This window comes from Candidatus Symbiopectobacterium sp. NZEC135 (genome assembly GCF_025962695.1).
Window position 1 is genome coordinate 1 of sequence record NZ_JAGFPF010000064.1, and the last position, 24831, is coordinate 24831.

The 24831-nt window shown below is 52.8% G+C and carries 21 protein-coding genes; 14 read left to right on the plus strand and 7 right to left on the minus strand.

All coding sequences use genetic code 11. From position 1 onward, the window contains the following. On the minus strand, nucleotides 1-1121 hold a 1121-nt coding region (gene gorA / locus J5224_RS20490; RefSeq protein ID WP_264627109.1), incomplete at its 3' end, for a glutathione-disulfide reductase. A gap of 116 nt (nucleotides 1122-1237) precedes the next feature. Next, on the minus strand, nucleotides 1238-2080 hold the full coding sequence (locus J5224_RS20495; protein ID WP_264627110.1) for a 23S rRNA (adenine(2030)-N(6))-methyltransferase RlmJ: 843 nt from the start codon (nucleotides 2078-2080) through the stop codon (nucleotides 1238-1240). Nucleotides 2081-2269: 189 nt separating this feature from the next. Here J5224_RS20495 and J5224_RS20500 point away from each other — a divergent pair, with 189 nt between their 5' ends. The 5 genes from J5224_RS20500 (at nucleotide 2270) to J5224_RS20520 (ending at nucleotide 7439) form a co-directional block, all read left to right on the plus strand. Next, nucleotides 2270-2584, plus strand: coding sequence for a DUF2623 domain-containing protein (locus tag J5224_RS20500; protein ID WP_264627111.1), 315 nt, complete (start codon nucleotides 2270-2272; stop codon nucleotides 2582-2584). Nucleotides 2585-2818: 234 nt separating this feature from the next. Continuing rightward, a complete protein-coding gene (gene prlC / locus J5224_RS20505) occupies nucleotides 2819-4861 on the plus strand; it encodes an oligopeptidase A (RefSeq protein ID WP_264627112.1) in 2043 nt (680 codons plus the stop codon). After that, nucleotides 4858-5604, plus strand: coding sequence for a 16S rRNA (guanine(1516)-N(2))-methyltransferase RsmJ (gene rsmJ / locus J5224_RS20510; RefSeq protein ID WP_264627113.1), 747 nt, complete (start codon nucleotides 4858-4860; stop codon nucleotides 5602-5604). The genes prlC and rsmJ overlap by 4 nt, the downstream gene beginning before the upstream one ends. A gap of 195 nt (nucleotides 5605-5799) precedes the next feature. After that, nucleotides 5800-6144, plus strand: a complete 345-nt coding sequence (locus J5224_RS20515) for a helix-turn-helix domain-containing protein (RefSeq protein WP_264627114.1) — start codon at nucleotides 5800-5802, stop codon at nucleotides 6142-6144. A gap of 2 nt (nucleotides 6145-6146) precedes the next feature. Next, a complete protein-coding gene (locus J5224_RS20520; RefSeq protein ID WP_264627115.1) occupies nucleotides 6147-7439 on the plus strand; it encodes a type II toxin-antitoxin system HipA family toxin in 1293 nt (430 codons plus the stop codon). 38 nt (nucleotides 7440-7477) lie between these two features. Here the strand turns inward: J5224_RS20520 and J5224_RS20525 are convergent, their stop codons facing one another. Further along, nucleotides 7478-8566 carry an oxidoreductase gene (locus J5224_RS20525; protein WP_264627116.1) on the minus strand — a complete coding sequence of 363 codons (1089 nt, stop codon included), beginning with the start codon at nucleotides 8564-8566 and terminating at the stop codon, nucleotides 7478-7480. 279 nt (nucleotides 8567-8845) lie between these two features. Here J5224_RS20525 and J5224_RS20530 point away from each other — a divergent pair, with 279 nt between their 5' ends. The 4 genes from J5224_RS20530 to J5224_RS20545 are packed head-to-tail and all read left to right on the plus strand — an operon-like array spanning nucleotide 8846 to nucleotide 13707. Next, nucleotides 8846-10366, plus strand: a complete 1521-nt coding sequence (locus tag J5224_RS20530) for a sugar ABC transporter ATP-binding protein (protein WP_264627117.1) — start codon at nucleotides 8846-8848, stop codon at nucleotides 10364-10366. Next, nucleotides 10363-11358 (plus strand): ABC transporter permease, encoded by a 996-nt coding sequence (locus tag J5224_RS20535; protein ID WP_264627118.1) that lies wholly within the window; start codon nucleotides 10363-10365, stop codon nucleotides 11356-11358. Before J5224_RS20530 ends, J5224_RS20535 begins: the two co-directional genes overlap by 4 nt. A 22-nt stretch (nucleotides 11359-11380) precedes the next feature. Further along, nucleotides 11381-12448 (plus strand): sugar ABC transporter substrate-binding protein, encoded by a 1068-nt coding sequence (locus J5224_RS20540; protein ID WP_264627119.1) that lies wholly within the window; start codon nucleotides 11381-11383, stop codon nucleotides 12446-12448. Between the two features lie 11 nt (nucleotides 12449-12459). After that, complete coding sequence (locus J5224_RS20545; protein WP_264627120.1) at nucleotides 12460-13707, plus strand: LVIVD repeat-containing protein; 1248 nt, start codon at nucleotides 12460-12462, stop codon at nucleotides 13705-13707. Nucleotides 13708-14066: 359 nt separating this feature from the next. On the opposite strand, the gene gdhA is transcribed toward J5224_RS20545, so the two are convergent. After that, nucleotides 14067-15410: an NADP-specific glutamate dehydrogenase gene (gdhA, locus tag J5224_RS20550; RefSeq protein WP_264627121.1), complete on the minus strand. Its 1344-nt coding sequence runs from the start codon at nucleotides 15408-15410 to the stop codon at nucleotides 14067-14069. A 440-nt stretch (nucleotides 15411-15850) separates the two neighbouring features. Continuing rightward, nucleotides 15851-16285, minus strand: coding sequence for a universal stress protein UspA (gene uspA, locus J5224_RS20555; RefSeq protein WP_264627122.1), 435 nt, complete (start codon nucleotides 16283-16285; stop codon nucleotides 15851-15853). Between the two features lie 512 nt (nucleotides 16286-16797). Between uspA and uspB the strand changes: the two genes are divergently transcribed. Then, nucleotides 16798-17133, plus strand: coding sequence for a universal stress protein UspB (gene uspB, locus J5224_RS20560; protein ID WP_264627123.1), 336 nt, complete (start codon nucleotides 16798-16800; stop codon nucleotides 17131-17133). 93 nt (nucleotides 17134-17226) lie between these two features. On the opposite strand, the gene pitA is transcribed toward uspB, so the two are convergent. Next, complete coding sequence (pitA, locus tag J5224_RS20565; protein WP_264627124.1) at nucleotides 17227-18729, minus strand: inorganic phosphate transporter PitA; 1503 nt, start codon at nucleotides 18727-18729, stop codon at nucleotides 17227-17229. Nucleotides 18730-19001: 272 nt separating this feature from the next. Between pitA and J5224_RS20570 the strand changes: the two genes are divergently transcribed. Beyond that, complete coding sequence (locus J5224_RS20570; protein WP_264627125.1) at nucleotides 19002-20192, plus strand: NAD(P)/FAD-dependent oxidoreductase; 1191 nt, start codon at nucleotides 19002-19004, stop codon at nucleotides 20190-20192. Nucleotides 20193-20335: 143 nt separating this feature from the next. Here J5224_RS20570 and J5224_RS20575 read toward each other — a convergent pair whose 3' ends face one another. Continuing rightward, nucleotides 20336-21589 (minus strand): enolase C-terminal domain-like protein, encoded by a 1254-nt coding sequence (locus J5224_RS20575; protein ID WP_264627126.1) that lies wholly within the window; start codon nucleotides 21587-21589, stop codon nucleotides 20336-20338. A 337-nt stretch (nucleotides 21590-21926) separates the two neighbouring features. Here J5224_RS20575 and J5224_RS20580 point away from each other — a divergent pair, with 337 nt between their 5' ends. The 3 genes from J5224_RS20580 to J5224_RS20590 all read left to right on the plus strand — a co-directional run. Next, nucleotides 21927-22694: an SDR family oxidoreductase gene (locus tag J5224_RS20580; RefSeq protein WP_264627127.1), complete on the plus strand. Its 768-nt coding sequence runs from the start codon at nucleotides 21927-21929 to the stop codon at nucleotides 22692-22694. A gap of 57 nt (nucleotides 22695-22751) precedes the next feature. Then, the gene (locus J5224_RS20585; RefSeq protein ID WP_264627128.1) at nucleotides 22752-24038 is read left to right on the plus strand and encodes an MFS transporter; all 1287 of its coding nucleotides are present in this window, start codon (nucleotides 22752-22754) and stop codon (nucleotides 24036-24038) included. Nucleotides 24039-24127: 89 nt separating this feature from the next. After that, nucleotides 24128-24831, plus strand: a 704-nt coding sequence (locus J5224_RS20590; protein ID WP_264627129.1) for a FadR/GntR family transcriptional regulator, incomplete at its 3' end; no start/stop codon positions are given.

Below are 24831 nucleotides of genomic sequence, written 5' to 3' on the forward strand. Positions count from 1 at the left end.
GAAGAGGTGTAGACTTTAACCTGATCATCACCGAATCTTTCCCGCGCTTGCGGTTCGGTCAACCCGACCGTGCCAATCGGCGGATGGCTGAACACCACGGTGGGAATATTGGTGTAATCCAGATGCTCTTCCGGCTTGTTGTTAAACAACCGTTCTGAGAGGCGGCGCCCCGCCGCAACCGCCACTGGCGTCAGTTCGACAGCGCCCGTGTTGTCGCCCACCGCATAAACGCGCGGCACGTTGGTGTTCTGATATTTATCCACCTTGATAAAACCGCGCTCGTCTTTGATGACGCCCGCCGCTTCAATATTGAGGTTATCGGTTGCCGGCTCACGGCCAATCGCCCAAATCAGGCAATCCACGGCATAGGATTCACCGTTGGTCAGATGCAGAGTCAGGCTGCCATCAACGTTTTTCTCCACTGACTGCGGCGAGGATTCAGTATGCAGCATCGGCCCTTCTGCCTTCATCACTTCCACCAGCGTAGTGAAGATCAGCGGATCGAAACTGCGTAACGGCGCGTGCTTGCGCACAAACAGATGGGTTTCGGAACCGAGCGCGTTCACAACGCCTGCGATCTCAACGGCGATATAGCCCGCACCGACAATTGCCGTACGCTTTGGCAAACCATCAAGCGCAAAAAAACCGTCGGAATCGATACCGTACTCCGCCCCAGGAATCGAAGGACGCGTCGGTCGCCCGCCCGTCGCGATCACAATATGGTTGGCAGTAATGGTTTCACCATTCACTTCAACGGTATGCGCATCAATAAAACGCGCGAAGCCGTGGATAACGTCCACCTTGTTTTTGCCCAGCACATTATTGTAGGACTGATGAATGCGATCGATATAGGCACTGCGGTTCTTCACCAGGGCATCCCAGTTAAAGGCATTAACAGTGGTATCAAAACCATAGTCAGGCCCATACAGATGGATCGCTTCGGCAATCTGCGCCGCGTGCCACATGACCTTTTTCGGTACGCAGCCGACATTAACGCAGGTACCGCCCAGATACTTTGCTTCAATCAACGCACATTTTTGCCCATACATTGCCGCACGGTTAATGGACGCGATACCGCCACTGCCGCCACCGATGGCGAGATAGTCATAATGCTTTGTCATGAGAAGATCCATGGTTAAGTGAAGAGAATAAAACGCAGTGTAACCCCTGAACTCGGTCTGCGGCAAAACCGTTAACGTCGGTTTTGCCGATGGGTGCAACAGGTAAAACCTGTCAGTTATTCCGGCACCACTTGCTCAATCAGCGTATGCCCAGTGCCATTTGGCGCAAGCACACCGTGCAACCACGGCAGCAGCGTTTGCATTTGCGCATGCAGTTTCCACGGCGGGTTGATCACAATCATGCCTGAAGCCGTCATGCCATAGCGATCGCTGTCCGGCAGCATTGCCAATTCAATTTGCAGAATATTGCGGATACCGGTGGCTTCCAGATCTTTGAGCATACGCTTGATTTGCTGGCGTAATACCACCGGATACCACAGCGCGTACACGCCGGTGGCAAAACGTTTGTAACCTTCCTGAATCCCTTTAACCACTGCCTGATAGTCAGTTTTCAACTCGTAAGGCGGGTCTATCAGGATAAATCCACGACGAGAGGCGGGCGGCAGTTGGGATTTCAACTGCTGATAGCCATCTTCACGCACCACTTTCGCCCGCGCGTCACGTTGAAACTCACTGCGCAACAGCGGGAAATCGCTCGGGTGCAATTCCGTCAGGTGAATACTGTCCTGCTCGCGCAGCAGTTGGCGGGCAATCAGCGGTGAACCGGGGTAGAAACGTAGCGCGCCATTACTGTTGTAGGCTTTCACCGCATTCAGGTAAGGGGCCAGCGCTTCGGGAATATCGTCCCGCTGCCACAGTTTGGCAATACCCTCCAGATATTCCCCGGTGCGCTCCGCATGTTCACCGCTAAGCTGATAACGCCCAGCACCTGCATGGGTATCCAGATACAGAAACGGTTTCTCTTTTTCTTTGAGCGCAGTAATGATCAGGCTCTGAACGGTGTGCTTCAGTACGTCGGCATGGTTGCCGGCATGGAAACTGTGGCGATAACTCAACATAACGGTTTTTGTTCCGGTGAAATAAGCAGGGTGCCCGAAGGCAAGATCATGTCCCGCACAGTATAAACGTTCTGCCGCAGAAAATATCACCGGAAAACCATAACGCAATCCTCTTGCAATCCCTCTTGCCGAAAGGGCCGAATGATCGCTATATTGTTAAATATATAGCGGTAGTGAGCGGAGAACATCATGGCAAACCCCTTTGGCGACGGCGTTATGGACGGGCTTAAGGCCCAAACGCCACAACCCTTGAGCGAAATTCAGCACCACGGTCTCGAATATCGACGCGGTTATATCTGTGGATATGCGTATAACCTGGCGGAGGCGGTGGGCGATCGGCAAAAAGCCGCGTTTGAAGCTGGTCTGCTCTCACGGCGCTATGGGCTGGAGCGTGACCGTATCGCTGAGTTTTTTAGTGAATACGGCAATCCACAAACTGTGGTCTATTTTTATGCCGGTTATGATACGCCGGGAGGCAATGAGGCAGCACGTATGGCACGTTAAACACCATACCGCTCTCTTCACACTGCCCGCCACACCGCAGTGAAACCTCTGCGCAGTACTCCATGCTAACGAGTGCAATGCGCGCGGTTTTCACATGCTTAGGGAATTTTCCTCCGTTCATTGATTTTTGCCCTTTCTGGCCTCATGTTAATCAATAATTGGCTTTTTTTGCCAGCGCTGCCGCCCGTGCGACTGCCCTTATCGCTGGCTGACACATAACGATAGGACCGTGATATGACGAATCCATTATTGACCCCGTTTACCCTGCCTCCCTTTTCCGCCATCACTGTTGATGACATCGTCCCCGCCGTTCAGTCTGCACTGGCAGACTGTCGCAGTGCGGTTGAGCGCGTGGTCGCGCAGGGCGCACCGTTCACCTGGGAAAATCTGTGTCAACCGCTGGCAGAAAGCGACGATCGTCTGGGCCGTCTGTTCTCCCCGATCGGCCATCTCAATGCCGTGAAAAATAGCCCTGAGCTGCGTACTGCCTATGAGCAATGCTTGCCGCTGCTCTCTGAATACAGCACCTGGGTTGGACAACACACCGGGCTGTATCAGGCGTATCGCGACCTGAAAGAAGGCTCCCACTACGCCACATTGAGCGTCGCGGAGAAAAAAGCAGTGGATAATGCGCTGCGCGACTTCGAACTGTCCGGTATCGGTTTGCCGCCGGAAAAACAGAAACGCTATGGCGAAATTGCCGCGCGCCTGTCTGAACTCGGCGCGCAGTACAGCAACAACGTGCTCGACGCCACCATGGGTTGGAATAAACACATCACTGACGTTGCGCAGCTTGAAGGGATGCCGGAAAGCGCACTGGCCGCCGCCGCCGCACAAGCCGAGGCGAAAGGGCTGGAAGGTTGGCTGCTGACGCTGGATATTCCCAGCTATCTGCCGGTTATGACCTACTGTGCCAATCAGGCGCTGCGTGAAGAAATGTACCGCGCCTATGCAACCCGCGCCTCCGATCAGGGGCCGAATGCAGGTAAATGGGATAACAGCGAAGTGATGGCCGAGGAGCTGGCTCTGCGCCATGAACTGGCACAGCTGTTGGGCTTTGAAAGCTTCGCGGATAAATCCCTTGCGACCAAAATGGCAGAAAACCCGCAGCAGGTACTGGATTTTCTCAACGATCTGGCAACGCGCGCTCGCCCACAAGGGGAAGCGGAACTGGCACAGCTGCGCGCCTTCGCCGAAGCGCATCATGGCGCTGGCGAACTGCAACCGTGGGACATCACGTACTACAGCGAATTGCAAAAGCAGCACCTCTACACCATCAGCGATGAGCAACTGCGCCCTTATTTCCCGGAACAACGCGTGGTTGAAGGGCTGTTTGAAGTGGTGAAGCGCATTTACGGCATTACCGCCAAAGAGCGCCACGACGTTGACGTATGGCACCCCGAAGTGCGTTTCTTCGACCTGTTCGATGAAAGCGGCGAGCTGCGTGGCAGTTTCTATCTCGATCTCTATGCACGGGAACACAAGCGTGGCGGTGCCTGGATGGATGACTGCGCAGGACGTCTGCGCAAGAGTAACGGTGAACTGCAAAAGCCGGTGGCCTATCTGGTGTGCAACTTCAACCGCCCCGTCAATGGCAAACCTGCGCTGTTCACCCACGATGAAGTCACCACCCTGTTCCATGAATTTGGTCACGGCCTGCACCATATGCTGACGCAGATCGATACCGCCGGGGTAGCTGGCATTAGCGGTGTACCGTGGGATGCCGTCGAACTGCCGAGCCAGTTTATGGAAAACTGGTGCTGGGAGCCGGAAGCGTTGGCGTTTATCTCCGGTCACTACGAAACCGGCGACCCCCTGCCACAAGCCATGCTGGACAAGATGCTGGCGGCCAAAAACTATCAGGCAGCGCTGTTTATCCTGCGCCAGCTTGAGTTTGGCCTGTTCGATTTCCGTCTGCACGCGGAATACGATCCGGCCAAAGGGGCACAAATTCTGCCGACACTGGCCGATGTCAAAGCCAAGGTCGCCGTCGTGCCCAGCCCAAGCTGGAATCGTTTCCCGCACGCCTTCAGCCACATCTTCGCAGGTGGCTATGCCGCAGGTTACTACAGCTACCTGTGGGCGGATGTTCTGGCGGCGGACGCCTACTCGCGCTTTGAAGAAGAAGGCATTTTCAACCGCACTACCGGCCAGTCTTTCCTGGATAACATCCTGTCGCGCGGCGGTTCCGAAGCGCCGATGGATCTGTTCAAGCGCTTCCGTGGCCGCGAACCTCAGCTTGATGCCATGCTGCACCACTATGGTATTAAAGGGTGAACATCAGCCTGCTGACTGAAGGGGGCGCCGACAGAGGCGCCCTTGATGCATTGGCGGCGCGCTGGGGATTGCAGGACGATCCCAGTGCGACGCTGGCACTGGTGCTCACGCCAGAACGTCTGGAGTTGCGCAAGCAGGATGAAGAGAAACTCGGCGCTATCTATGTCGATTTCGTCTCTGGCGCAATGGCCCACCGCCGTCGCTTTGGCGGCGGGCGCGGCGAAGCGGTTGCTAAAGCAGTCGGCATCAAAAAGGATTATCTGCCGGACGTTGTGGATGCTACCGCCGGGTTAGGCCGTGACGCCTTTGTACTGGCCTCGTTAGGCTGCCATGTACGCATGCTGGAACGTAACCCAGTGGTTGCCGCACTGCTCGACGATGGTTTACGACGTGGCTATGACGATGCCGAGATAGGCGCGTGGTTGCGCGAAAGATTGACGCTGATTCACGCCTCAAGCCACACCGCCCTGAGCGATATTACACCGCCACCGGATGTGGTCTACCTCGATCCCATGTTTCCTCATCGGCAAAAAAGTGCGCTGGTGAAGAAAGAGATGCGAGTGTTTCAATCGTTGGTGGGCGCGGATGACGATGCGGATGCCCTGCTGGCTCCCGCGCGAGCGTTGGCAAAAAAGCGCGTGGTGGTAAAACGCCCCGACTACGCCCCGCCGCTGGCGGGCATTGCCGCCCAATCAATGCTGACCACCAAAAGCCACCGCTTTGATTTTTATTTGCCGCTGTAATTCATCGTCTTTATTTTTGTCTTTTTACCTTTAAACGCTCATATATGAGCGTTTAAATAGTATTAGCAATTATCTATGAGCGCTTATCCCTTTATGCATTGATTAAAAAATAACGACTGCTACACTTAGGGAAAGAAAGGCGAAAATTTTTTAAGCGCTCACATATGCGCGCTTAACTTTATTAAGGGGAAAAATGTGAGCGTTAAACCTAATAATCGGTCACTTTCCGCCCCTGTCGTTCGGGCACTCAAAAAGCTGGGCACTGATATCGCTTTGGCACGGCGGCGACGGCATATTACACAGGTATCCATGGCAGAACGCCTTGGCATCTCCGTCGCTACATTACGTCGTTTGGAAAAGGGCGATCCGCGTATCTCGATGGGAACGCTGGCTCAGTCGCTGCTGATACTGGGCGAATTAGAGAAAATAAACGGATTACTGGACACCGCCACGGATGATATTGGTCTGATGATGATGAACGATGCACTTCCTCAACGTGTACGCACCAAACGCCTCACGTCAGGTTCGGGAGGGTTATAGTCATGTCGGCAAAACAGCAGGCCGTCCGGGTCGCCATCGGCCAATCAGCACTGCCGGTGGGAGAATTGGTATATAGCAAGGAAGGGCGCAGAGAATTTTCCGCATTTTCTTATGATGATACATGGCTGGCGGCGGCCAACCGTTTTGAAATATCTCCCGACCTCGCGCTGATTGCAGGCTATCAATACCGTAAAGCGCCCAGCAAGGAAGACTCTCTGTTCCATTTTGCTTTTGCCGACACGGAACCTGACGGATGGGGCTGCCGCGTGATTGCACGCGATCACGCTAAACGCCGCAAGAGCGCACAGGGGAGCCAGGGCGCAAGTACTGCTCTGACAGAAATGGATTTTCTATTAGGTGTGGATGATGCGAGCCGTATCGGTGCACTGCGACTAATGGATGCTGACGGTAATTTTTTACGTTCCGCAGTAGACGGTGGTCGAGGTACACCACCGCTACTTGAATTACAGCAACTGATTGGTGCTACACGCGCTGTCGAAATGAACCAAGAAACGGCCGCCGATCTGAAATACCTACGAGGAAGAGGGACTTCACTGGGTGGCATGCGCCCAAAATGTTCCGTCATGGATGATGACGGGCATCTGGCTATCGGTAAATTTCCCAGCGTACAGGACGATCGCAGCGTCACGCGGGGTGAAGTGTTGGCGCTACAACTCGCAGCAACGGCAGGTATTCAGGTGGCCGAATCACGCATCGTTATGTCTGAGGATATTCCAGTGGCGTTAATACGTCGCTTTGATCGCATACCAAACGGTGGTCGAATTCCTTACCTTTCCGCAGGTTCCATGCTGCAAGCCACACGCACGGAAGAGTATGCCTACAGCCAAATTGCCGACGTTATTCTCACGTACAGCATCTCACCGTTACAAGATTTGGCAGAATTATGGCGGCGCATTGTCTTTAATCTGCTGATCACCAATGTGGACGACCATGTACAAAATCACGGTTTTCTGCACGTTGAACACGGGCAATGGCGACTTGCTCCTGCCTTTGACCTCAACCCGTTCCCAGATAAGGATCAAGAATTAAAACTTTGGCTCGATGAAGACTACGGCCCCGTCGATTCGATCGACGCCGTTCTGGCAAAAGCCACTGACTTCCGTTTATCACCGCAGCAGGCTAACGCGATCCTTACGCAAGTCTACCATACGGTGAATAACTGGAGAGCATCAGCAATCCTCAACACCGTAGGCATGACCAAAACGGATATCGACGCCTTTATCCCCGCATTCGAGAATCCACAAATGCAGCGCGCCGCGCAGTTGATAGGATAACGCACGGCCAGTCAACACCTGAAAACCGCTCAGCAACGTTACGCCGACAACGCCTCAACCCGCTCAATGGCACTACGCAGGCTTTCCGCACTCAGCGGCACAGACAGTGCGTGGATCGATTCGAACGGGGCCAGCGTGCGCGCAATGACTTTCTCCACATCGGCGTGATGATGGATATCAACGCCCAGCGCCTTCAGGCTGGTGGGCAGATTGAAACGCGCAAACGCCGCAATCAGTTGCTCGGTCACGTCGCGCTGTCCGAGCAGTTCGCTCTGCACCAGAATACCATAAGCCACTTTGGTGCCGTGCAGGAAACGCTCGGTTTGCGGTAAGGTGGTCAGCCCGTTATGCACCGCATGCGCGGCAGCCACGCGGGTGTAGCGTTCGCCCAATCCGCCGACCATACCACCGCCAGCGATAATCGCATCGACAACATCAAAGAAAACCTGCGTCAGTTCGCCACGCCGTTGATCGGCCAGCGCCTGTTCGCTGCTGTTAAGCAGCACATTACGAATAGAGAGCGCCGCTTCAATGCCCAAACGCACCGTCAGCGGCAGATTTTCCGGTTGCGGGCTCAACACCACCGCCTCATACCATTTCGCCAGCGTATCACCGATCCCTGCCAGCAAATATTCCTGCGGTGCGCGCAGAATGATAGTGGGCTCCACCAGCACCAGATGGTTGGCATCGTTGAAAATTTCAAAACGCAGCGCCTGACCTTCGTCGTTATACCACACGGAAAGCGGCGTCCAGGCGGCACAGGTCGCGGCAATGGTGGGAATCGCCACCAGCGGTACACCGAGGCGACGCGCCACCACTTTAGCCGTATCCAACAGCGCACCGCCACCGACACCAATCACCACCTGACGATCGTCACCCGCTTGTGCACAGAGCTGCCCCACCGCGCTTTCGCTGCAATGGCCACCAAAAGCAATGTGCTTTGCACCCGCTACGTTGAATGCCGCGGGCAAAAATGGGGTAGCTGCCGCAATCGCCCGTTCACCAAAAATCCAGACCGCGCTTTCCAACTGTGCCGGGGTATAAAGGTTTTCCAGCTCCTGCAATGCGCCGGGGTAGGAGTAATAGTTGGCGGGGCCGGTTACCACGCGAATTGCCGTGCTGGTCATGGTGCTACGTCCTGTTGTGTGTTGACTGTCATCGGTGAATAATCACTACCTTATCACAAGCAGACTTCTGGATGGCTATAAACATCGAAAGCATCATGATGCATTTTTTTCATGTTGCTTGGTAAGCGCCTGTTTTATGAATTATCTTCATGTTACGTCTGGACATCTGGACGGCTAATAACATTTTGCTTTATCTTATGCGTTTTCGTTCATTGCCAGGCGTTATCACCCCGTGAAAGATCTGGCCGATCAGATGATTTTTTTCCTGGGATGACCGCCATGACGCACACACATCGGCCAACGCCACACAAACTGGAAATGCATGGAATTTCCATTGCTTTTTCCGGCTTCGCTGCGCTGACACAGGTCGATTTCACGCTGGAAGGCGGCTCTATCCACGCGCTGACCGGTGCCAATGGTGCAGGCAAATCTACGCTGATGGCGGTGCTGTCCGGTGCGCATGAGCACTATCAGGGAACCGTTGTCATCGACGAAAAACCCGTTGAGATTCGCTCACCGCGTCAGGCCAAGCAACTTGGCATCCATTTGGTACAACAGGAAGTCGACGTCGCGTTAGTGCCGGGTCTGAGCGTGGCGGAAAACATTATGCTCGATCAGTTGGCAGAGCCGGGGCATCGCTATCGCTGGCGACAGATCCGCCACAGTGCGCGCAACGCGCTGGCGCTACTGGGCGTCAGTCTGGACGTGCGTCGCCGCATCGAGCAATGCTCACTGGCAGAAAAACAGCAGATTCTCTTGGCGCGCGCGCTCTCCCACCATTGCCGTTTCCTGATCCTTGACGAACCCACAGCACCGCTCGATCAGCATGAAAGCGATCGCCTGTTCAACGTGGTGCGCCGCTTGCAGCACAGCGGTATCGGCGTGGTGTTTATCTCGCACCGTATTCATGAACTAAAAGCGATTTGCGATCGCATGACGGTATTGCGCGATGGTCGCCTGATTGAAAGCAGTCCAATGGACGGGCTAAGCGGCGAAGCGATCGTCGAAAAGATGCTCGGCCATGCGTTGAATGATATCTATCCACCGCGCCGCCCGGCGGTAACCGGCAAGGCACTGTTGGCGATTGAGGGTCTGCATGACAACACGTTACTGCACGATATCTCGTTACAACTGCGCAGAGGCGAAATCCTTGGCATTGCCGGACTGGCAGGCGCAGGAAAAACAGAATTGTGCAAAGCGCTGTTTGGAGCCAATGCCAGCCGCGTGCGATCCGGTGAACTGCGCGGTAAACCCTGGCAGCCGACCACGCCGGCGGATGCCGTCGCCGCAGGTATTGCTCTGGTGCCGGAAGAGCGCCGTAAAGAAGGCATTTTTATTGACGAATCGGTGGCGATGAACCTGAGCATCAGCGCCGATGACAGCTTTTCTCGCTGGAGCCTTTTTAATCACCGACGCGCATGGCGTTGGGCACAGGAGATCATTTCACGACTCGGCGTACGAACCACCGGGCCAGCACAGACGCTACGCCGCCTATCAGGCGGCAACCAGCAGAAGGTCGCCATTGGCAAATGGCTGCGCAACGATGCCGACGTGCTGATCTTTGATGAGCCAACCAAAGGCGTTGATGTGAAAGCCAAAACCGATCTCTTTCTTTTGATAGACCAGTTGGCTCGCGAAGGCAAAGGCGTGATTTACGCCTCCGGCGAATTCGCCGAGTTAGTCGGGCTGTGCGATCGCATTTGCGTGCTGTGGGATGGCCGCATTGTGGCGGAGCTGGATGGCCGTAAAGCCAGCGAAGAGACCCTTTTACTTTACTCCACCGGAGGAACCCCTGCGTGAGCAAAGCACTTTCCCTTAAGGCGACAGTTTCGGGCCGCCAACAGCTGTTTGATTTTCTCTACAAGTGGGGAATGCTGCTGACGGTTGTCGCGCTGATTGCGCTGTTTGGTATTGCATCCGACAACTTTCTCGATCCGTACAATATCATCAATATTCTACGCTCGATTGCCATCGTTACGGTGATCGCCATCGGCGTCTCTATCTCACTCACGGTAGGCGGGTTCGATCTGTCGGTGGGCTCCACCGCCTCGCTGGCGAACGCGCTAGTGATTTCACTGTTTGTCTGGCACGGATTCGGTACCACAGAAGCGATTCTGGTCACGCTGCTGCTGTGTACGCTGGTCGGCCTGTTTAATGCTTTTCTCATCGTAGTGCTGAAAATTCCCGACATGTTAGCAACACTTGCCAGCCTGTTCGTGATTCAAGGTGTCGCGATGACCTACAGCTACGGTGGCTCCATCACGCAAAATATGGTGCTACCCAGCGGGGAGATGGCTGAGGGCGTTATCCCTGACGCTTTCTCACTGCTCGGTCAGGTGCCGACCATCGTGATTATCATGCTGGCTGTCACCGTGGTGGCACAGTTGGGCCTGTCATTGACCAAACACGGTCGCCGCATGTATGCCATCGGCGGCAACGCCGAAGCCGCACGGCTTTCCGGCATCCGTACCACCCGTTACCGCGTGGCAGCCTATATTCTCGCCTCACTGTTGGCAGGATTGGGCGGTATTTTGCTGGCATCGCGCATCGGCTCATCCCAGGTCAACGCCGGTAGCGGTTACCTGATGGATGCCGTGGCAGCAGCCTGGATCGGTTTTTCACTCGCTGGCTCTGGCAAACCTAACGCATTGGGTACGCTGGTCGGCGCGGTGATCCTCGGCGTATTGCAGAACGGGCTGGTGATGCTCTCCGTTCCCTATTACGCCATGGACATAATCAAAGGGCTGGTGCTGGCCGCTGCCCTGGCAATCACTTACGTTCAACGCCGTTAATCCCGAAAGACAGGAAACTATAATGAAGAAATTGACGTTTTCACTGCTGGCGCTGAGCCTGCTGACCATCGCCCCCACCTTTGCCGCCACACCTGCCCCCGTGCCGGACGCTATCGCCAAACACGACGGCCCCATTCGCATCGCCGTTATCCGTAACCTTGGCTCCGACGATAACACCACCCAATTTATTGCGGGAGCCATCCAGCAAGGGAAGAAGCTGGGGTTCACCGTCAATACCTTCCTGAGCAACGGCGATGACGCCCGCTTTCAGGACTTCGTCAATCAGGCCATCAGCCAGAAGTATGACGGGATTATCCTGTCTCAGGGCCGCGATCCGTACTCGACTGCGCTGGTTCAGCGCATCGTTGACAGCGGCATTGCCGTGTCCACCTTCGATACCGCCGTTAATGGCACCATTAACGGCGTGACCGTGACTCAGCAGGATGACGCGTCGCTGACCGACCTCTCCTTTGGCCAACTGGTGAAAGATTTCAACGGTCAGGCCAACATCATCAAACTGTGGGTAGCCGGATTCCCGCCGATGGAGCGCCGTCAGGCGGCCTACCAAAACATTCTGAAAGACCATCCTGGCATTAAAGAGTTGGAGTCGATTGGTGCGGTCTCTTCCGACGTACAGGGTGACACCGCCAACAAAGTGGGTGCCGTGTTGGCGAAATACCCGAAAGGCAAGATCGACGCCATCTGGGGCACCTGGGATGCCTTCAGCCAGGGCGCTTACAAGGCGCTGAAAGAGAATGGCCGCACCGAAATCAAACTCTACAGCATCGATATCTCCAATCAGGACGTGCAACTGATGCGCGAAGCCAACAGCCCGTGGAAAGTCAGCGTGGCGGTTGACCCGAAACTGATCGGTGCCACCAACGTGCGCCTGATTGCCAACAAGATTGCCGGCGAACCTACCCCGGCAACCTATGATTTCAAAGCCGCTACCATTCCACAGGCGCTGCTGGTAAGCCAACCGGGACAGGTTAACGTCTCTTCACTCGGCAACATTATTCCCGGCTGGGGCCAGAGCGATGATTTCATTGCGCCATGGTTCGCTACGCTGGAAGCCAAACAGAAAAAATAAGGAACCGCAGCATGGCAAAGCAGGAACTGCCGCATCCCGATTACAGCCGCAATATGCGCTTAATTGGGCATAGCGATCAGGGGGGTCGGCCAGACGGCGTGCAAGTGATGATACATCGCGGCTACGCCTATATCGGGCACATGGTGTCGCAGGGGTTCTCCATCGTCGATGTGCGCGATGCGAAAAACCCCAGGGCAGCAGGTTACGTGCCCGCCCCGCCCGGCACCTGGAATGTACATTTGCAGGCACATGACGATCTGCTGCTGGTGATTAACGCACGTGACCTGTTTGCCGACACCCGCTTTGCCGATGAAAAGGTCTATTACACGCGCTCCGTTGCCGATACGGTGAGTGACGTACAAGACAGGGGCTGGAGCGCCGGACTGCGCGTGTTTGATATCTCAACGCCGGACCAGCCGCGTGAAATCAGCTTTCTGCCGCTGAACGGTATTGGTATTCACCGTATTTGGTACGTCGGCGGGCGTTGGGCCTACGTCTCCGCCCTGTTGGACGGTTTTAGTGATTATATCTTCCTGACCATCGATCTTGCCGATCCGCGCAAACCCGAAGTAGCCGGGCGCTGGTGGTTGCCGGGGATGCACAGTGCGGCAGGCGAAACGCCCACCTGGCCGGAAGGAAAACGCTATGCGCTGCACCACGCGATTATCAGCGGTGATACTGCTTATGCCAGTTGGCGTGACGGTGGTCTAACGCTGCTGGACGTGAGCGATCGCCATCAGCCTCAGCTCATCAGCCATCGCAACTGGAGCCCACCGTTCGGCGGCGGTACCCACACCGCGCTGCCGTTGCCGGATCGCGATCTGCTGGTGGTACTGGATGAGGCGGTGTTGGACAATCAGGAAGATGGCGAGAAGCTGATCTGGCTGTTCGATATTCGCGAACCGAGCAATCCGGTCAGCATTTCCACCTTTCCGCAGCCGGATGAAGTGGACTACGTGGCCAAGGGTGCGCATTTCGGGCCGCATAACCTGCACGAGAACAGGCCGGGCAGCTTTATCAGTTCAACGCTGATTTTCGCCACCCACCAGAACGCAGGTGTACGCGCTTACGATATCAGCAATCCCTATCGCCCCGTGGAAACCGGCGCGCTGGTGCCTGCGGCGCCAGAGAAAATGATGGATACCCGTCCGGGCCGCCCGCGTGTGATTCAGTCCTGTGATGTGTTTGTTGATGCACAAGGCATCATTTACAGCACCGATTACAACGGTGGACTCTCGATTATTGAGTACATGGGGTAATATGCCTCGATCGGGTAGTGCAGGTTATCGTCTTTTGACTTTCACTCGCGTAAAAAATTACGCTGAGGTGGACGTGACCGCCGGGTGAGCGGCATGAATGCCGCGAAAGTCAGCGCCGCGCCGGGAGCGCGTCGCTGGCGGCCCGAACTGCGGGCCCGAACGCCGAAGGAACCGCGTAGTGGCGTGATTTCTCGCGAAAAGCCTGGAGCCACGAGGCGGCGGCGATTGAGCGCCTCGTGTCGGGCGCGTGCTGCAACGGTTGCAGAAATCCGTATAGGCTAACGCGCACGAAACCTTCACGGAACGGACAGAAATCCCCGCTCAAAGCTAAACGGGGATAGCCTCACGAGGCGATATCGTCACACCACGCCTTGCGCCAGCATCGCATCCGCCACTTTCACAAAGCCCGCGATGTTTGCGCCACGCACATAGTTGGTGTGCTTGCTTTCGCCGCCGAAATCCACGCAGGCATGGTGGATATCCAGCATGATGTGGTGCAGACGCGCATCCACTTTCTCCGCTTTCCAGCCCATGCGCGCCGCATTCTGTGCCATTTCCAGCCCAGAGGTCGCAACACCACCGGCGTTTGCCGCTTTGCCCGGCGCAAACAGTACGTTAGCTTCCAGGAAGGCGTCCGTCGCTTCGATCGTGGTCGGCATGTTGGCCCCTTCCGCCACGGCTTTCACACCGTTAGCAATCAGCGTTTTGGCACTGGTCAGATCCAACTCATTCTGCGTGGCGCACGGCAGTGCGATGTCCACCGGCACGCTCCACGGCGTTTGGCCTGGCAGATACGTAAGACCAGCTTCGCGCGCATAATCCTCCACGCGGCCATAACGTTGGTTTTTGATATCCGCCAGCAGCGCCAGTTTCTCCGGCGTAAAGCCCGCTTCATCCACGACCGTGCCGTTGGAGTCCGAAGCGGTAATCACACGTGCGCCCAGAGACAACGCTTTTTCAATGGCATACTGCGCCACGTTACCAGAGCCGGATACCGCAACACGCATGCCCTCAAACCCAAGGCCGTGGCGCTCCAGCATCGCCTGTGTGAAGTAGACCAACCCATACCCTGTCGCTTCTGGGCGAATCAGGCTGCCGCCAAAAGAGAGCCCTTTGCCAGTAAACACACATGCGGTGTTGTTGGTCAGCTTTTTCATCATCCCGGTCATAAAGCCCACTTCACGACCGCCCACGCCGATATCGCCAGCAGGTACGTCGGTATCCGGCCCCAGATGGCGATACAGTTCCGCGATCAGTGCCTGACAGAAGCGCATGACTTCGCCATTGCTCTTACCCTTGGGATCGAAATCGGAACCGCCTTTACCACCACCCATCGGCAGCGTGGTCAATGAATTTTTAAAGGTTTGCTCGAAACCGAGGAACTTGAGGATAGAGAGGTTCACCGAAGGGTGGAAACGCATCCCGCCTTTATACGGACCAATGGCAGAACTGAACTGCACGCGCCAGGCGCGGTTGACCTGCACCTGACCTTTGTCATCGGTCCAGGCAACGCGAAACTGGATAACACGCTCTGGCTCTACCAGACGTTCCAGCAGACTTTGCTCTGCATAGCGCGGGTTCTGTTCCAGAAACGGCCACAGGGTAGAGAAAACTTCCCTGACCGCCTGAGAAAACTCCGGCTGATGCGGGTCGCGCTGCTGAACCTGATTGAGAAAACTTTCCAGAGAGACTAATTGAGCCATTACCAACTCCTGCAAAAAAGAAAAAGCGTCCTGTGGACTGTGCTTTTTTTATCTCGCACCCTTTCACGCGCAGCAAAGTGCCTGGCCGCGTGAAAACGGTGAAAGTTATGCACGTTAAAAGCCTGTGGGATCGCGGTTGAATGATGTTGTGCCGCTTCGACTATAGCACTGCTGGTGGATATTCAAGCAAGCGTTTTTTAACGTTTTATATGCTTAAAAACCAATGAGATAGGCACTTATCTTCACGCAAAAAATGATAAAAATCAGTCATAAGTTTCTGTTATATAACAAAAGAAAGTGCAATTCAGTGCACAAAAAAGCGGTTAACAGCGGGGAGGTAAAAAAATGCGATCGACTAAAAAATCGGTCAATTTGCAAAAAAATGCACCAACTAAAAAGGCTCCCCGGCCTTAACCGGGGAGCGGAGGAGAACGAAAATGTTACTCTTCGTCATCACGCAACGGAACGATCAGCATGTCCACATGCACGGTGTTGATCAGTTGACGTGCGGAAGACATCAGCTTGCTCCAGAAATCCTGATGGTGCCCGCATAACACCAGGTCCACATGATATTTCTTGATGGCATCCACCAATACCTGCCCCAGATCGCCACTGCCACTCAGGGTTTCTGTGATCGGATAACCGGCGTTTTTAGAGAGATCGGTCAACGCGTTTTGTGTTTCTTCAGAAATACGCTGCTGCATGTCACCCAGATTCACGTCAATCAGGCCGGTGTAGAGATCGGAGTAATTGACGTCGACGTGGATCAACGAGACTTTGGCATTGTACGGCCTTGCCATCGAGACCGCCTTTTCCACTAACACTTTACTTTCTGGAGAAAGGTCAACAGCAATCAGGATATGTTTATAAGCCATAATAAGCTCCTTCCGTAAAGGCACATTAATGGTTCAGCAGATTTTTCCGCCTGCTAATCTGATACTTAACGGCTTGGCTATAGCATACCACCCCTGCCGTTTTTTGTTATGTTCAGCAGATCACACCACCACATATTTACCGCATTCTGCGAGATGACCCACACATCGCCCGTGCAACGGGCACGCGATGACTGCACAACGGCTCACAGGAACGGCGATCTAACCGTAAAATTCTCGTACTCCTTGATAAGTGTAGTAGAAACGGCTCCTTATCACGTCTGGATTCCCGACGATCCGCTACAAAACGGGGAAAAAGAGTAGGTAAAATCGTCAAAATTATTTGATATCGGTCACTCTGTGGCAAAAAACTGCTTTCCTCTTCTACAATAACAATGAGGGGGATATCTACGTGCCAAATCGCGTAATGAACGTGTGGCAAAACAATTCGCAAAAACGCCGTAGGATGTCACCACATCCTCATTCTGACGAATAACATTATCCGGGAGGGGAGCATGATCAGTACATTTGCGCTTTTCTGGGCCTTGTGCATCGTCTGTGTCATCAACATGGCGCGCTATTATTCTTCTTTGCGCGTACTGCTGATGATCCTGCGCGATTGCGACCCGCTGTTGTACCAGTATGTGGATGGCGGAGGATTCTTCACTTCCCACGGACAACCCAGTAAGCAGATTCGGCTGGTACGCTACATTTACGCACAGCGTTATCTGGAACACCACGATGAAGCGTTTATGCGCCGCTGTGAGCGAGTACGAGGCCAGTTTATGCTGACTTCCGCACTGTGTGGGCTAATACTGGTAAGTTTGCTGTCCATGATGATTTGGTATTGAGCGATTGGGTACTTAACAATGTGTAATCTAGAAATATAAAAGGCGATTCTCTCGAATCGCCTTTTTATTGCGTGCAGTTTCAACCCTGACGGATTAAATCAGTTTCAGCGCCAACCAATACAGCACGCCTGACATCACCAGAGAAACCGGCAGCGTAAACACCCATGCCAGCAGGATGTTCTTAACCGTTTTACCCTGTACGCCGCCGCCGTCAACGATCATGGTACCCGCGACCGCAGAGGAGAGAACATGGGTGGTGGACACGGGCATACCGGTATAGCTCGCCACACCAATTGACAGCGCCGCCGTCACCTGTGCAGACACCCCTTGCGCGTAGGTCATACCACGTTTACCGATCTTCTCGCCGATAGTTACCGCGACACGACGCCAGCCCACCATGGTGCCCAGGGAGAGCGCCAATGCGACAGCAACGATAATCCATAGCGGTGCGTATTCAACGGTTTTCAGCATATCCTGACGCAGATTGTTCAGGTAGCGGCGGTCTTCAGACGTGGTTTCCGGCAGCTTAGCTACCTTGTCCATGGTATCCGCGATGCACATCAGCAAGCGACGCACGCGACCGCGATCATCGGCATTCAACTGGTCATAACTCTTCAGGTTATTCAGCAGCCCCAGTGAACGCTCGATGGCAATCATTACGCGCGAACTGTCGCAGTGGAACTCTTTAGCGCCATTATCAGGCAACACCGTCTCTGTCGCCAGTACTGGCGTAGAGAGGTCGATGACGTGTTTAAGCGCATCGCCATGCTGTTGATAAAACTCCTGCAAATTGACGACCGCATCACGCGTGCGGCTGATCTCATAGCCGGAAGCGCTCATGTTGACGACAAAGCCAGCAGGCGCAACGCCAATCAGCACCAGCATGATCAGGCCGATACCTTTCTGTCCATCGTTAGCGCCGTGGGAGAAGCTGACACCGATAGCAGAAATGATAAGCGCTGTACGCGTCCAGAACGGCGGCTTGCGTTTGCCATCCAGCTTTTCACGATCGGCTGGCGTTAAGTGAACACGCTTGCGTTTCTTATTGTTATTCCAGAAACGCAGCAGCACGAACAGCACCAGACCCGCGACCACCATCCCCACAATCGGAGACAGAATCAGCGACAGGAAGATACTGATCATTTTGGGAACGTTAAGCGCATCCACGACAGAGGTATCGGTGAGCAGGGCGTTGGTCAAACCAATCCCGATGATAGAACCAATCAAGGTGTGGGAACTGGAGGCTGGCAAACCAAAGTACCAGGTACCCAAGTTCCAGATAATCGCCGCCAGCAGCATGGAGAACACCATGGCCAGGCCGTGCGCGGAACTGACGTTAAGCAGCAAATCAGTAGGCAGCAAATGCACGATGGCATAAGCTACGCTCAACCCGCCTAGCATCACGCCGAAAAAGTTAAACAGTCCGGCCATGACAACCGCATATTCCGCCCGCATCGCGCGCGTGTATATCACGGTGGCAACAGCATTCGCCGTATCGTGAAAGCCATTTATGGCTTCATAGAACAGAACAAATACCAGTGCCAAAATCAGCATCAGACCGGTATGAAAGTCAACCCCGGTAAATAAATGTAGCATAAGCGTTAGGCCATTTGTGGTCATGAACGCGGCGCATTATCTGCGACAAGCCTAAACGGGAAAAGGAAAATATGACTTTTTTTTGACGAAAAGATGACCAATGCGGCTATTGGTCGGATTTATCTTAATAAAATCAAAAAAATACATATTCTTGTATAAATATACATTTTGTTACGCTGGCATCCCTTCGCGCCTGACACTACAATCAGCCGCCCGTCGGTTATCGGGGAAAATGCTTACTTTTTATATCGCCATTGGCAGGAGAACGCACTGTGGAATCGTTTGATGTTGTCATTGTGGGTGCAGGTGCTGCCGGTCTGTTTTGCGCCGCCCAGGCAGGGCAACGCGGACTGCGCGTTCTGCTGGTGGATAACGGCAAAAAACCCGGTCGCAAGATATTGATGTCAGGCGGTGGTCGCTGCAATTTCACCAACATGTATGCCGAGCCAGCGGCTTATTTGTCTGAAAATCCGCATTTTTGCAAATCCGCACTGGCGCGCTACACCCAATGGGATTTTATCGATCTGGTCAATCGGCACGGTATTGCCTATCACGAGAAAACCCTTGGGCAGTTGTTTTGTGATGACAGCGCGCAGCAGATTGTGGACATGCTGATGCACGAATGTGAACTTGGTAACGTGCAGTTTCGTCTACGCAGCGAACTCCTGGGTATTGAACGGACAGACTCAGCGTTCACCCTCACCTTTGCCACTGGCACGCTCACGGTTCCACAGGTGGTGATTGCCAGCGGCGGGCTTTCCATGCCGGGGCTGGGCGCGTCGCCCTTCGGTTATCAGGTCGCACAGCAGTTTGGCATTAAGGTGCTGCCGACACGCGCCGCGCTGGTGCCGTTTACGCTGCATAAACCGCTATTGGAGCAGATACAGACCCTGTCTGGCGTTTCCGTGCCCGTGGTGGTGACGGCGAAAAACGGTGTCAGCTTTAAAGAGAACCTGCTGTTTACCCATCGTGGCCTTTCAGGCCCCGCCATTCTGCAACTGTCTAGCTATTGGCTACCGGGCGAATGGGTGACGATCAATCTGTTGCCACAGCACGATCTTAACGCACTGCTCGCCGAGCAACGTGCAGCACACCCCAATCAGAGCCTGAAAAATACGCTGGCGCTGTGGCTACCGAAGCGCTTGGTGGAGTGTCTGCAAACCTTGGGATTGGTGCCCGAGGTGTCACTTAAACAGTTGCAATCCCCCCAGATCGCGGCGCTCATTGAAAATCTGCACGCCTGGCAGGTGCAACCCAACGGTACGGAAGGCTACCGCACCGCAGAAGTCACCCTGGGCGGTGTGGATACGCGTGAGCTATCGTCAAAAACCATGGAGGTCAGTAAAATGCCGGGCCTCTATTTTATCGGTGAAGTGGTGGACGTTACCGGTTGGCTGGGCGGCTATAACTTCCAGTGGGCGTGGAGTTCTGCCTGGGCGTGTGCGCAGGCGTTGCGTGTTTGATGTGGGATAATCAAGTAGACAAAGGGAAAAGATTAGTGCTGTGTCGACTTTATTATCCCAAAAGCCCGGCCAGAGGCCGGACATCTTGTTGACGCCGTAAATGCAGGGATGTGCATTAACGGGATACTGCGTAGTGTATCACCTCATGGACGAGAGGCTGTTCCGTCTGGCGTACGGGCCATCGTCCAGGATGGAATGCCACCCTCACAGGGATATTTAGCGGCTTTCTCTTCATCAATATCAATGCCAAGGCCAGGCTTGTCATTCAAGTAGGCATAACCCTGATCGATCTCTGGACACCCAGAGAAGACCTCACGCAACGCATCATTCATTGGCGTATATTCTTGAATACCGAAATTTGGTGAGCTCAGATCAAGGTGCATATTGGCACAAACCCCAACGGGAGAGATATCACCCGGTCCGTGCCAAGCGGTACGCACGCCGTTCAGTTCACTGTAGACTGCCAGCTTCTTCGCTGGTGTAATGCCGCCAATCGTGCTGACGTGGCATCGGATGTAATCAATTAACTTGTTATCAATTAACGGCTTCCATTCGTTCACGTTAACGAACAGTTCACCCATCGAGATCGGTGTAGATGACTGCTGACGTAACATTTTCAGCCAGTCGATATTTTCCGGGGCGACAGGATCTTCAAGATAAAACAGCTGATACTGTTCGAGGGTTTTTGCAAGGTTGATGGCCGTTACCGGGGTTACTCGTTCATGCACATCATGAATAAATTCAATGCCAAAACCCAGTTTATTACGCAGATGGTCGAACAAACGCGGAACGCTCTTCGCGTACGCATCAGGATCAAAATAAATACCGGGTGTTTTGCTTTTTGGTGAACGCTTCGGTTGAATATTTTTTGCGCGTGCTAGTTGAGTGGCAATTAACTTCAAATCGTCTGTTCCAGCACCACCATACATCCCCATCTGGCAGCGAACATATTGATAACCCTCTTCCATACGAGCGCGGATATTATCTTCCACCTCCACTTCATCCCCCCCATCAGTATGGCAATACAGTGGGATACCATCGCGACATTTTCCACCCAGCAATTCATAAACCGGCATTCCCGCAAGTTTGCCTTTGATATCCCATAGCGCCATGTCCACTCCGGACAGCGCATTGTTCATGATGGGGCCATTGCGCCAGTAACCACTGACTGCACCGGATTGCCAGATATCTTCAATACGGGTGGGATCTTTACCGATCAGAAACGGTGCCATGTACTCATCAATCGCACTTTTCACAGCAAAAATGCGCTGTGTGAAAGTCGCACACCCCAGCCCATAAAGCCCCGGTTCGTTGGTCTCAACCTTAACGACGGCCAAATCAATGCCACCAGGTGCAGTAAGAATCGTTTTTACGTTGGTAATCTTAAGGTTACTCACTTTAACTCCTCAATTCAGCAAATCAACGCCATGTCATGCCGAGGAGGACAACATGGCGAAACATTTGTAGGTCGTCCTACAACTTTTGGTGTTATATCACTTTTTTACATCCCATATATTCTTGAGCATTCATTCTGTGATAGAGATCAAACAACATCAACAGAGAAATATTTTATTCATTTAAAACAACAAGATAAACACAACCCATAAAATCATGGCACGTGTTGTTTGTGATCAGCATAGCAAAATCATTTTTGTATTGTTGATTTTAGAAAAGTGAAAATCCAATCTTAAATAAGACAGTCGTCATACAAATATCAAGCATAAGGAAAATGACATGACAGCTTTATTTGACTTAACGGGGAAAACGGCACTGGTAACAGGTTCTGCCAGGGGTTTGGGATACGCCTATGCAGAAGGGCTGGCCGCCGAAGGCGCACACGTTATCCTAAATGATATCCGCGACACGCTCCTTACTGAGTCCGTTGATAAATTAAGAGCTAAAGGCTACACCGCCTATGGCGTCGCCTTCGATGTAACGAAAGAAGATGCGATTGAAAACGCGTTCAACCAACTGGATGAGCAAAATATTCACGTTGATATTTTGATCAACAACGCAGGTATTCAATATCGCAAACCGATGGTGGAACTGGAACTTGAAAACTGGCAGAAGGTCATCGACACGAACCTGACAAGTGCCTTCTTAGTTTCACGAGCCGCTGCCAAACGAATGATTGCACGCAACACTGGGGGAAAGATCATCAATATCGGTTCATTGACCAGTCAGGCAGCAAGGCCGACCGTTGCACCTTACACTGCGGCGAAAGGTGGAATAAAAATGCTGACCTGCTCAATGGCTGCTGAATGGGCGCAATTTAATATTCAGTCCAATGCGATTGGACCGGGATATATTCTAACCGATATGAACACCGCGTTGATTGAAGATGAAAAATTCGACAGTTGGGTGAAAAGCAGTAACCCCTCTCAGCGCTGGGGCCGTCCGGAAGAGCTTATTGGCACAGCGGTATTCCTATCGTCAAAAGCCTCTGACTACATTAATGGCCAAATCATTTATGTCGATGGCGGCTGGCTATCCGTTCTGTAATTGTTGCTTTATTTCCCAATAATACAGATTACAAAACAATAACATGGAATATAAATAATGATTCAAAACATACAGGCAAAATTAGCGCCGATACGCTGGCGTAAATTGATTCCTCTCGCCTTTATTACTTATAGTCTTGCGTATCTGGACCGTGCGAATTACGGTTTTGGGGCGGCATCCGGTCTGGCAGAAGATCTGAATATAACACCAGGAATTTCATCCTTATTAGGTGCCTTATTTTTCTTGGGGTACTTCTTTTTCCAGGTTCCAGGCGGAATTTACGCTGAGAAGCGCAGCGCTAAAAAACTCATTTTCTGGAGCCTGATACTGTGGGGCATACTCGCCACGGCGACAGGAATGGTGCATGACGTCAAAGTCTTGGCGATCATTCGTTTCCTTTTAGGCGTTGCGGAAAGCGTTGTGATGCCAGCCATGCTGGTATTTTTAAGTCACTGGTTTACAAAGAAAGAACGTTCCAAAGCGAATACGTTTCTTTTTCTCGGCAACCCGATTACGGTGCTGTGGATGTCCGTGCTTTCTGGCTACCTTGTCGAAGCATTTGGCTGGCGTGGGATGTTCATCATTGAGGGCGTACCCGCAATTATCTGGGCAGCCATCTGGTGGTTTATTTTTGTTGATAGACCTGTTGACGCCAAGTGGTTGACTGAAAAAGAGAAAAAAGACATTGAAGCTGCATTGGCAGCAGAACAAACCAATATCCAAGAAATTAAAAATTACAGCGAAGCATTTCGCTCCAAAAAAGTGTTGTCACTATCCTTTATCCATTTCTTCTGGAATATAGGAATGTATGGTTTCATTATGTGGCTACCTTCGATTCTGAAATCTGCGTCTGGGCTGGGTATTGTCGCTACCGGTTGGTTATCAGCAGCACCTTATCTCCTCGCCGTTCCTATGATGCTAAGTGCCTCATGGTATTCTGATAAGTTTCTAAACCGAAAGATTATTGTCCTGCTCTTCTTAGGTCTGGGTGCTATCTGTTTTATTGGTTCCTTTAGTGTTGGTGCATCCAATTTCTGGCTGTCTTATGTACTTTTGATGGTTGCAGGTGGGGCAATGTACACCCCTTATGGCCCCTTCTTTGCCGCTATTCCTGAAATGATCCCTCGTAATGTTATGGCAGGCGCAATGGCCTTTATTGTTAGTTTCGGCGCGCTTGGCTCATTTGTAGGTTCGTGGATTGTAGGCTATCTGAATGGCCTAACCGGAGGCCCCGGCGCGTCTTACATCTTTATGGGCGGATCGCTTGTACTTGCTGTTTTCCTAACCTCGGTCACATCGTTTACCAGCAAAACATCGTCTCTGACCAAAGCACAAGCGTACTAATGCAAAGCGCCCTAATGGGCGCTTTGTTCTTAAAAGTGAAATGTTATACAATCGCTTCCTTCAAGACACCTATTATGGCAGGCCCTCTTTTGAGCATAAAATCCATTCAAAAACATAATGTTGTAAATGAAATTTATGATCAGATCAGTGAAAAACTGTTAGATGGCAGTTGGTCTCCAGGTAGCCGCCTTCCCTCGGAAGCAGAACTCACTGCTGCCTTTAATGTCAGTAGAGTTAGCGTGCGCAGCGCAGTACAGCGTTTTCGAGATTTGGGTATCGTCGTCACACGTCACGGTAGCGGCAGCTTCGTGAGTGAAAACTTTACGCCGCAAATGCTTAGCAGCGATCCTAGACCAATCATGCATCTGAGCCGCGAAGAATTCCACGATATGATGATTTTTCGCCAGACGGTGGAATTTAAATGCGTTGAGTTAGCGGTAACACATGCTACCGATGAGGATATGCGCCATCTCGAACAAGCCCTGAACAATATGCTTATCAACAAAAGCGATTATAAAAAATACTCGGAAGCAGATTACGCGTTTCACCTGGCCATCGTCAGGGCATCACATAATAGCGTGTTCTACAACGTAATGAATTCGATTAAAGATATTTATTACTACTACCTTGAGGAACTTAACCGCGCATTGGGTATAACTCTTGAGAGTGTCGAGGCACATATCAAAGTATATATGTCAATTAAAAACAGGGACGCACGTACGGCAGTAGAAGTCCTTAATGAAGCGATGTCTGAAAATATTATCGCCATCGAAAAAATCAAATCATCGGCAAA

Coding starts and splice junctions, on each gene's coding strand:
- J5224_RS20530 (WP_264627117.1), top strand. CDS start 8,846: ATGACGCACACACATCGGCCAACGCCACACAAACTGGAAATGCATGGA.
- pitA (WP_264627124.1), bottom strand. CDS start 18,729: ATGCTACATTTATTTACCGGGGTTGACTTTCATACCGGTCTGATGCTG.
- J5224_RS20540 (WP_264627119.1), top strand. CDS start 11,381: ATGAAGAAATTGACGTTTTCACTGCTGGCGCTGAGCCTGCTGACCATC.
- gdhA (WP_264627121.1), bottom strand. CDS start 15,410: ATGGCTCAATTAGTCTCTCTGGAAAGTTTTCTCAATCAGGTTCAGCAG.
- J5224_RS20500 (WP_264627111.1), top strand. CDS start 2,270: ATGGCAAACCCCTTTGGCGACGGCGTTATGGACGGGCTTAAGGCCCAA.
- J5224_RS20545 (WP_264627120.1), top strand. CDS start 12,460: ATGGCAAAGCAGGAACTGCCGCATCCCGATTACAGCCGCAATATGCGC.
- J5224_RS20525 (WP_264627116.1), bottom strand. CDS start 8,566: ATGACCAGCACGGCAATTCGCGTGGTAACCGGCCCCGCCAACTATTAC.
- J5224_RS20585 (WP_264627128.1), top strand. CDS start 22,752: ATGATTCAAAACATACAGGCAAAATTAGCGCCGATACGCTGGCGTAAA.
- uspB (WP_264627123.1), top strand. CDS start 16,798: ATGATCAGTACATTTGCGCTTTTCTGGGCCTTGTGCATCGTCTGTGTC.
- J5224_RS20580 (WP_264627127.1), top strand. CDS start 21,927: ATGACAGCTTTATTTGACTTAACGGGGAAAACGGCACTGGTAACAGGT.
- uspA (WP_264627122.1), bottom strand. CDS start 16,285: ATGGCTTATAAACATATCCTGATTGCTGTTGACCTTTCTCCAGAAAGT.
- J5224_RS20520 (WP_264627115.1), top strand. CDS start 6,147: ATGTCGGCAAAACAGCAGGCCGTCCGGGTCGCCATCGGCCAATCAGCA.
- prlC (WP_264627112.1), top strand. CDS start 2,819: ATGACGAATCCATTATTGACCCCGTTTACCCTGCCTCCCTTTTCCGCC.
- J5224_RS20495 (WP_264627110.1), bottom strand. CDS start 2,080: ATGTTGAGTTATCGCCACAGTTTCCATGCCGGCAACCATGCCGACGTA.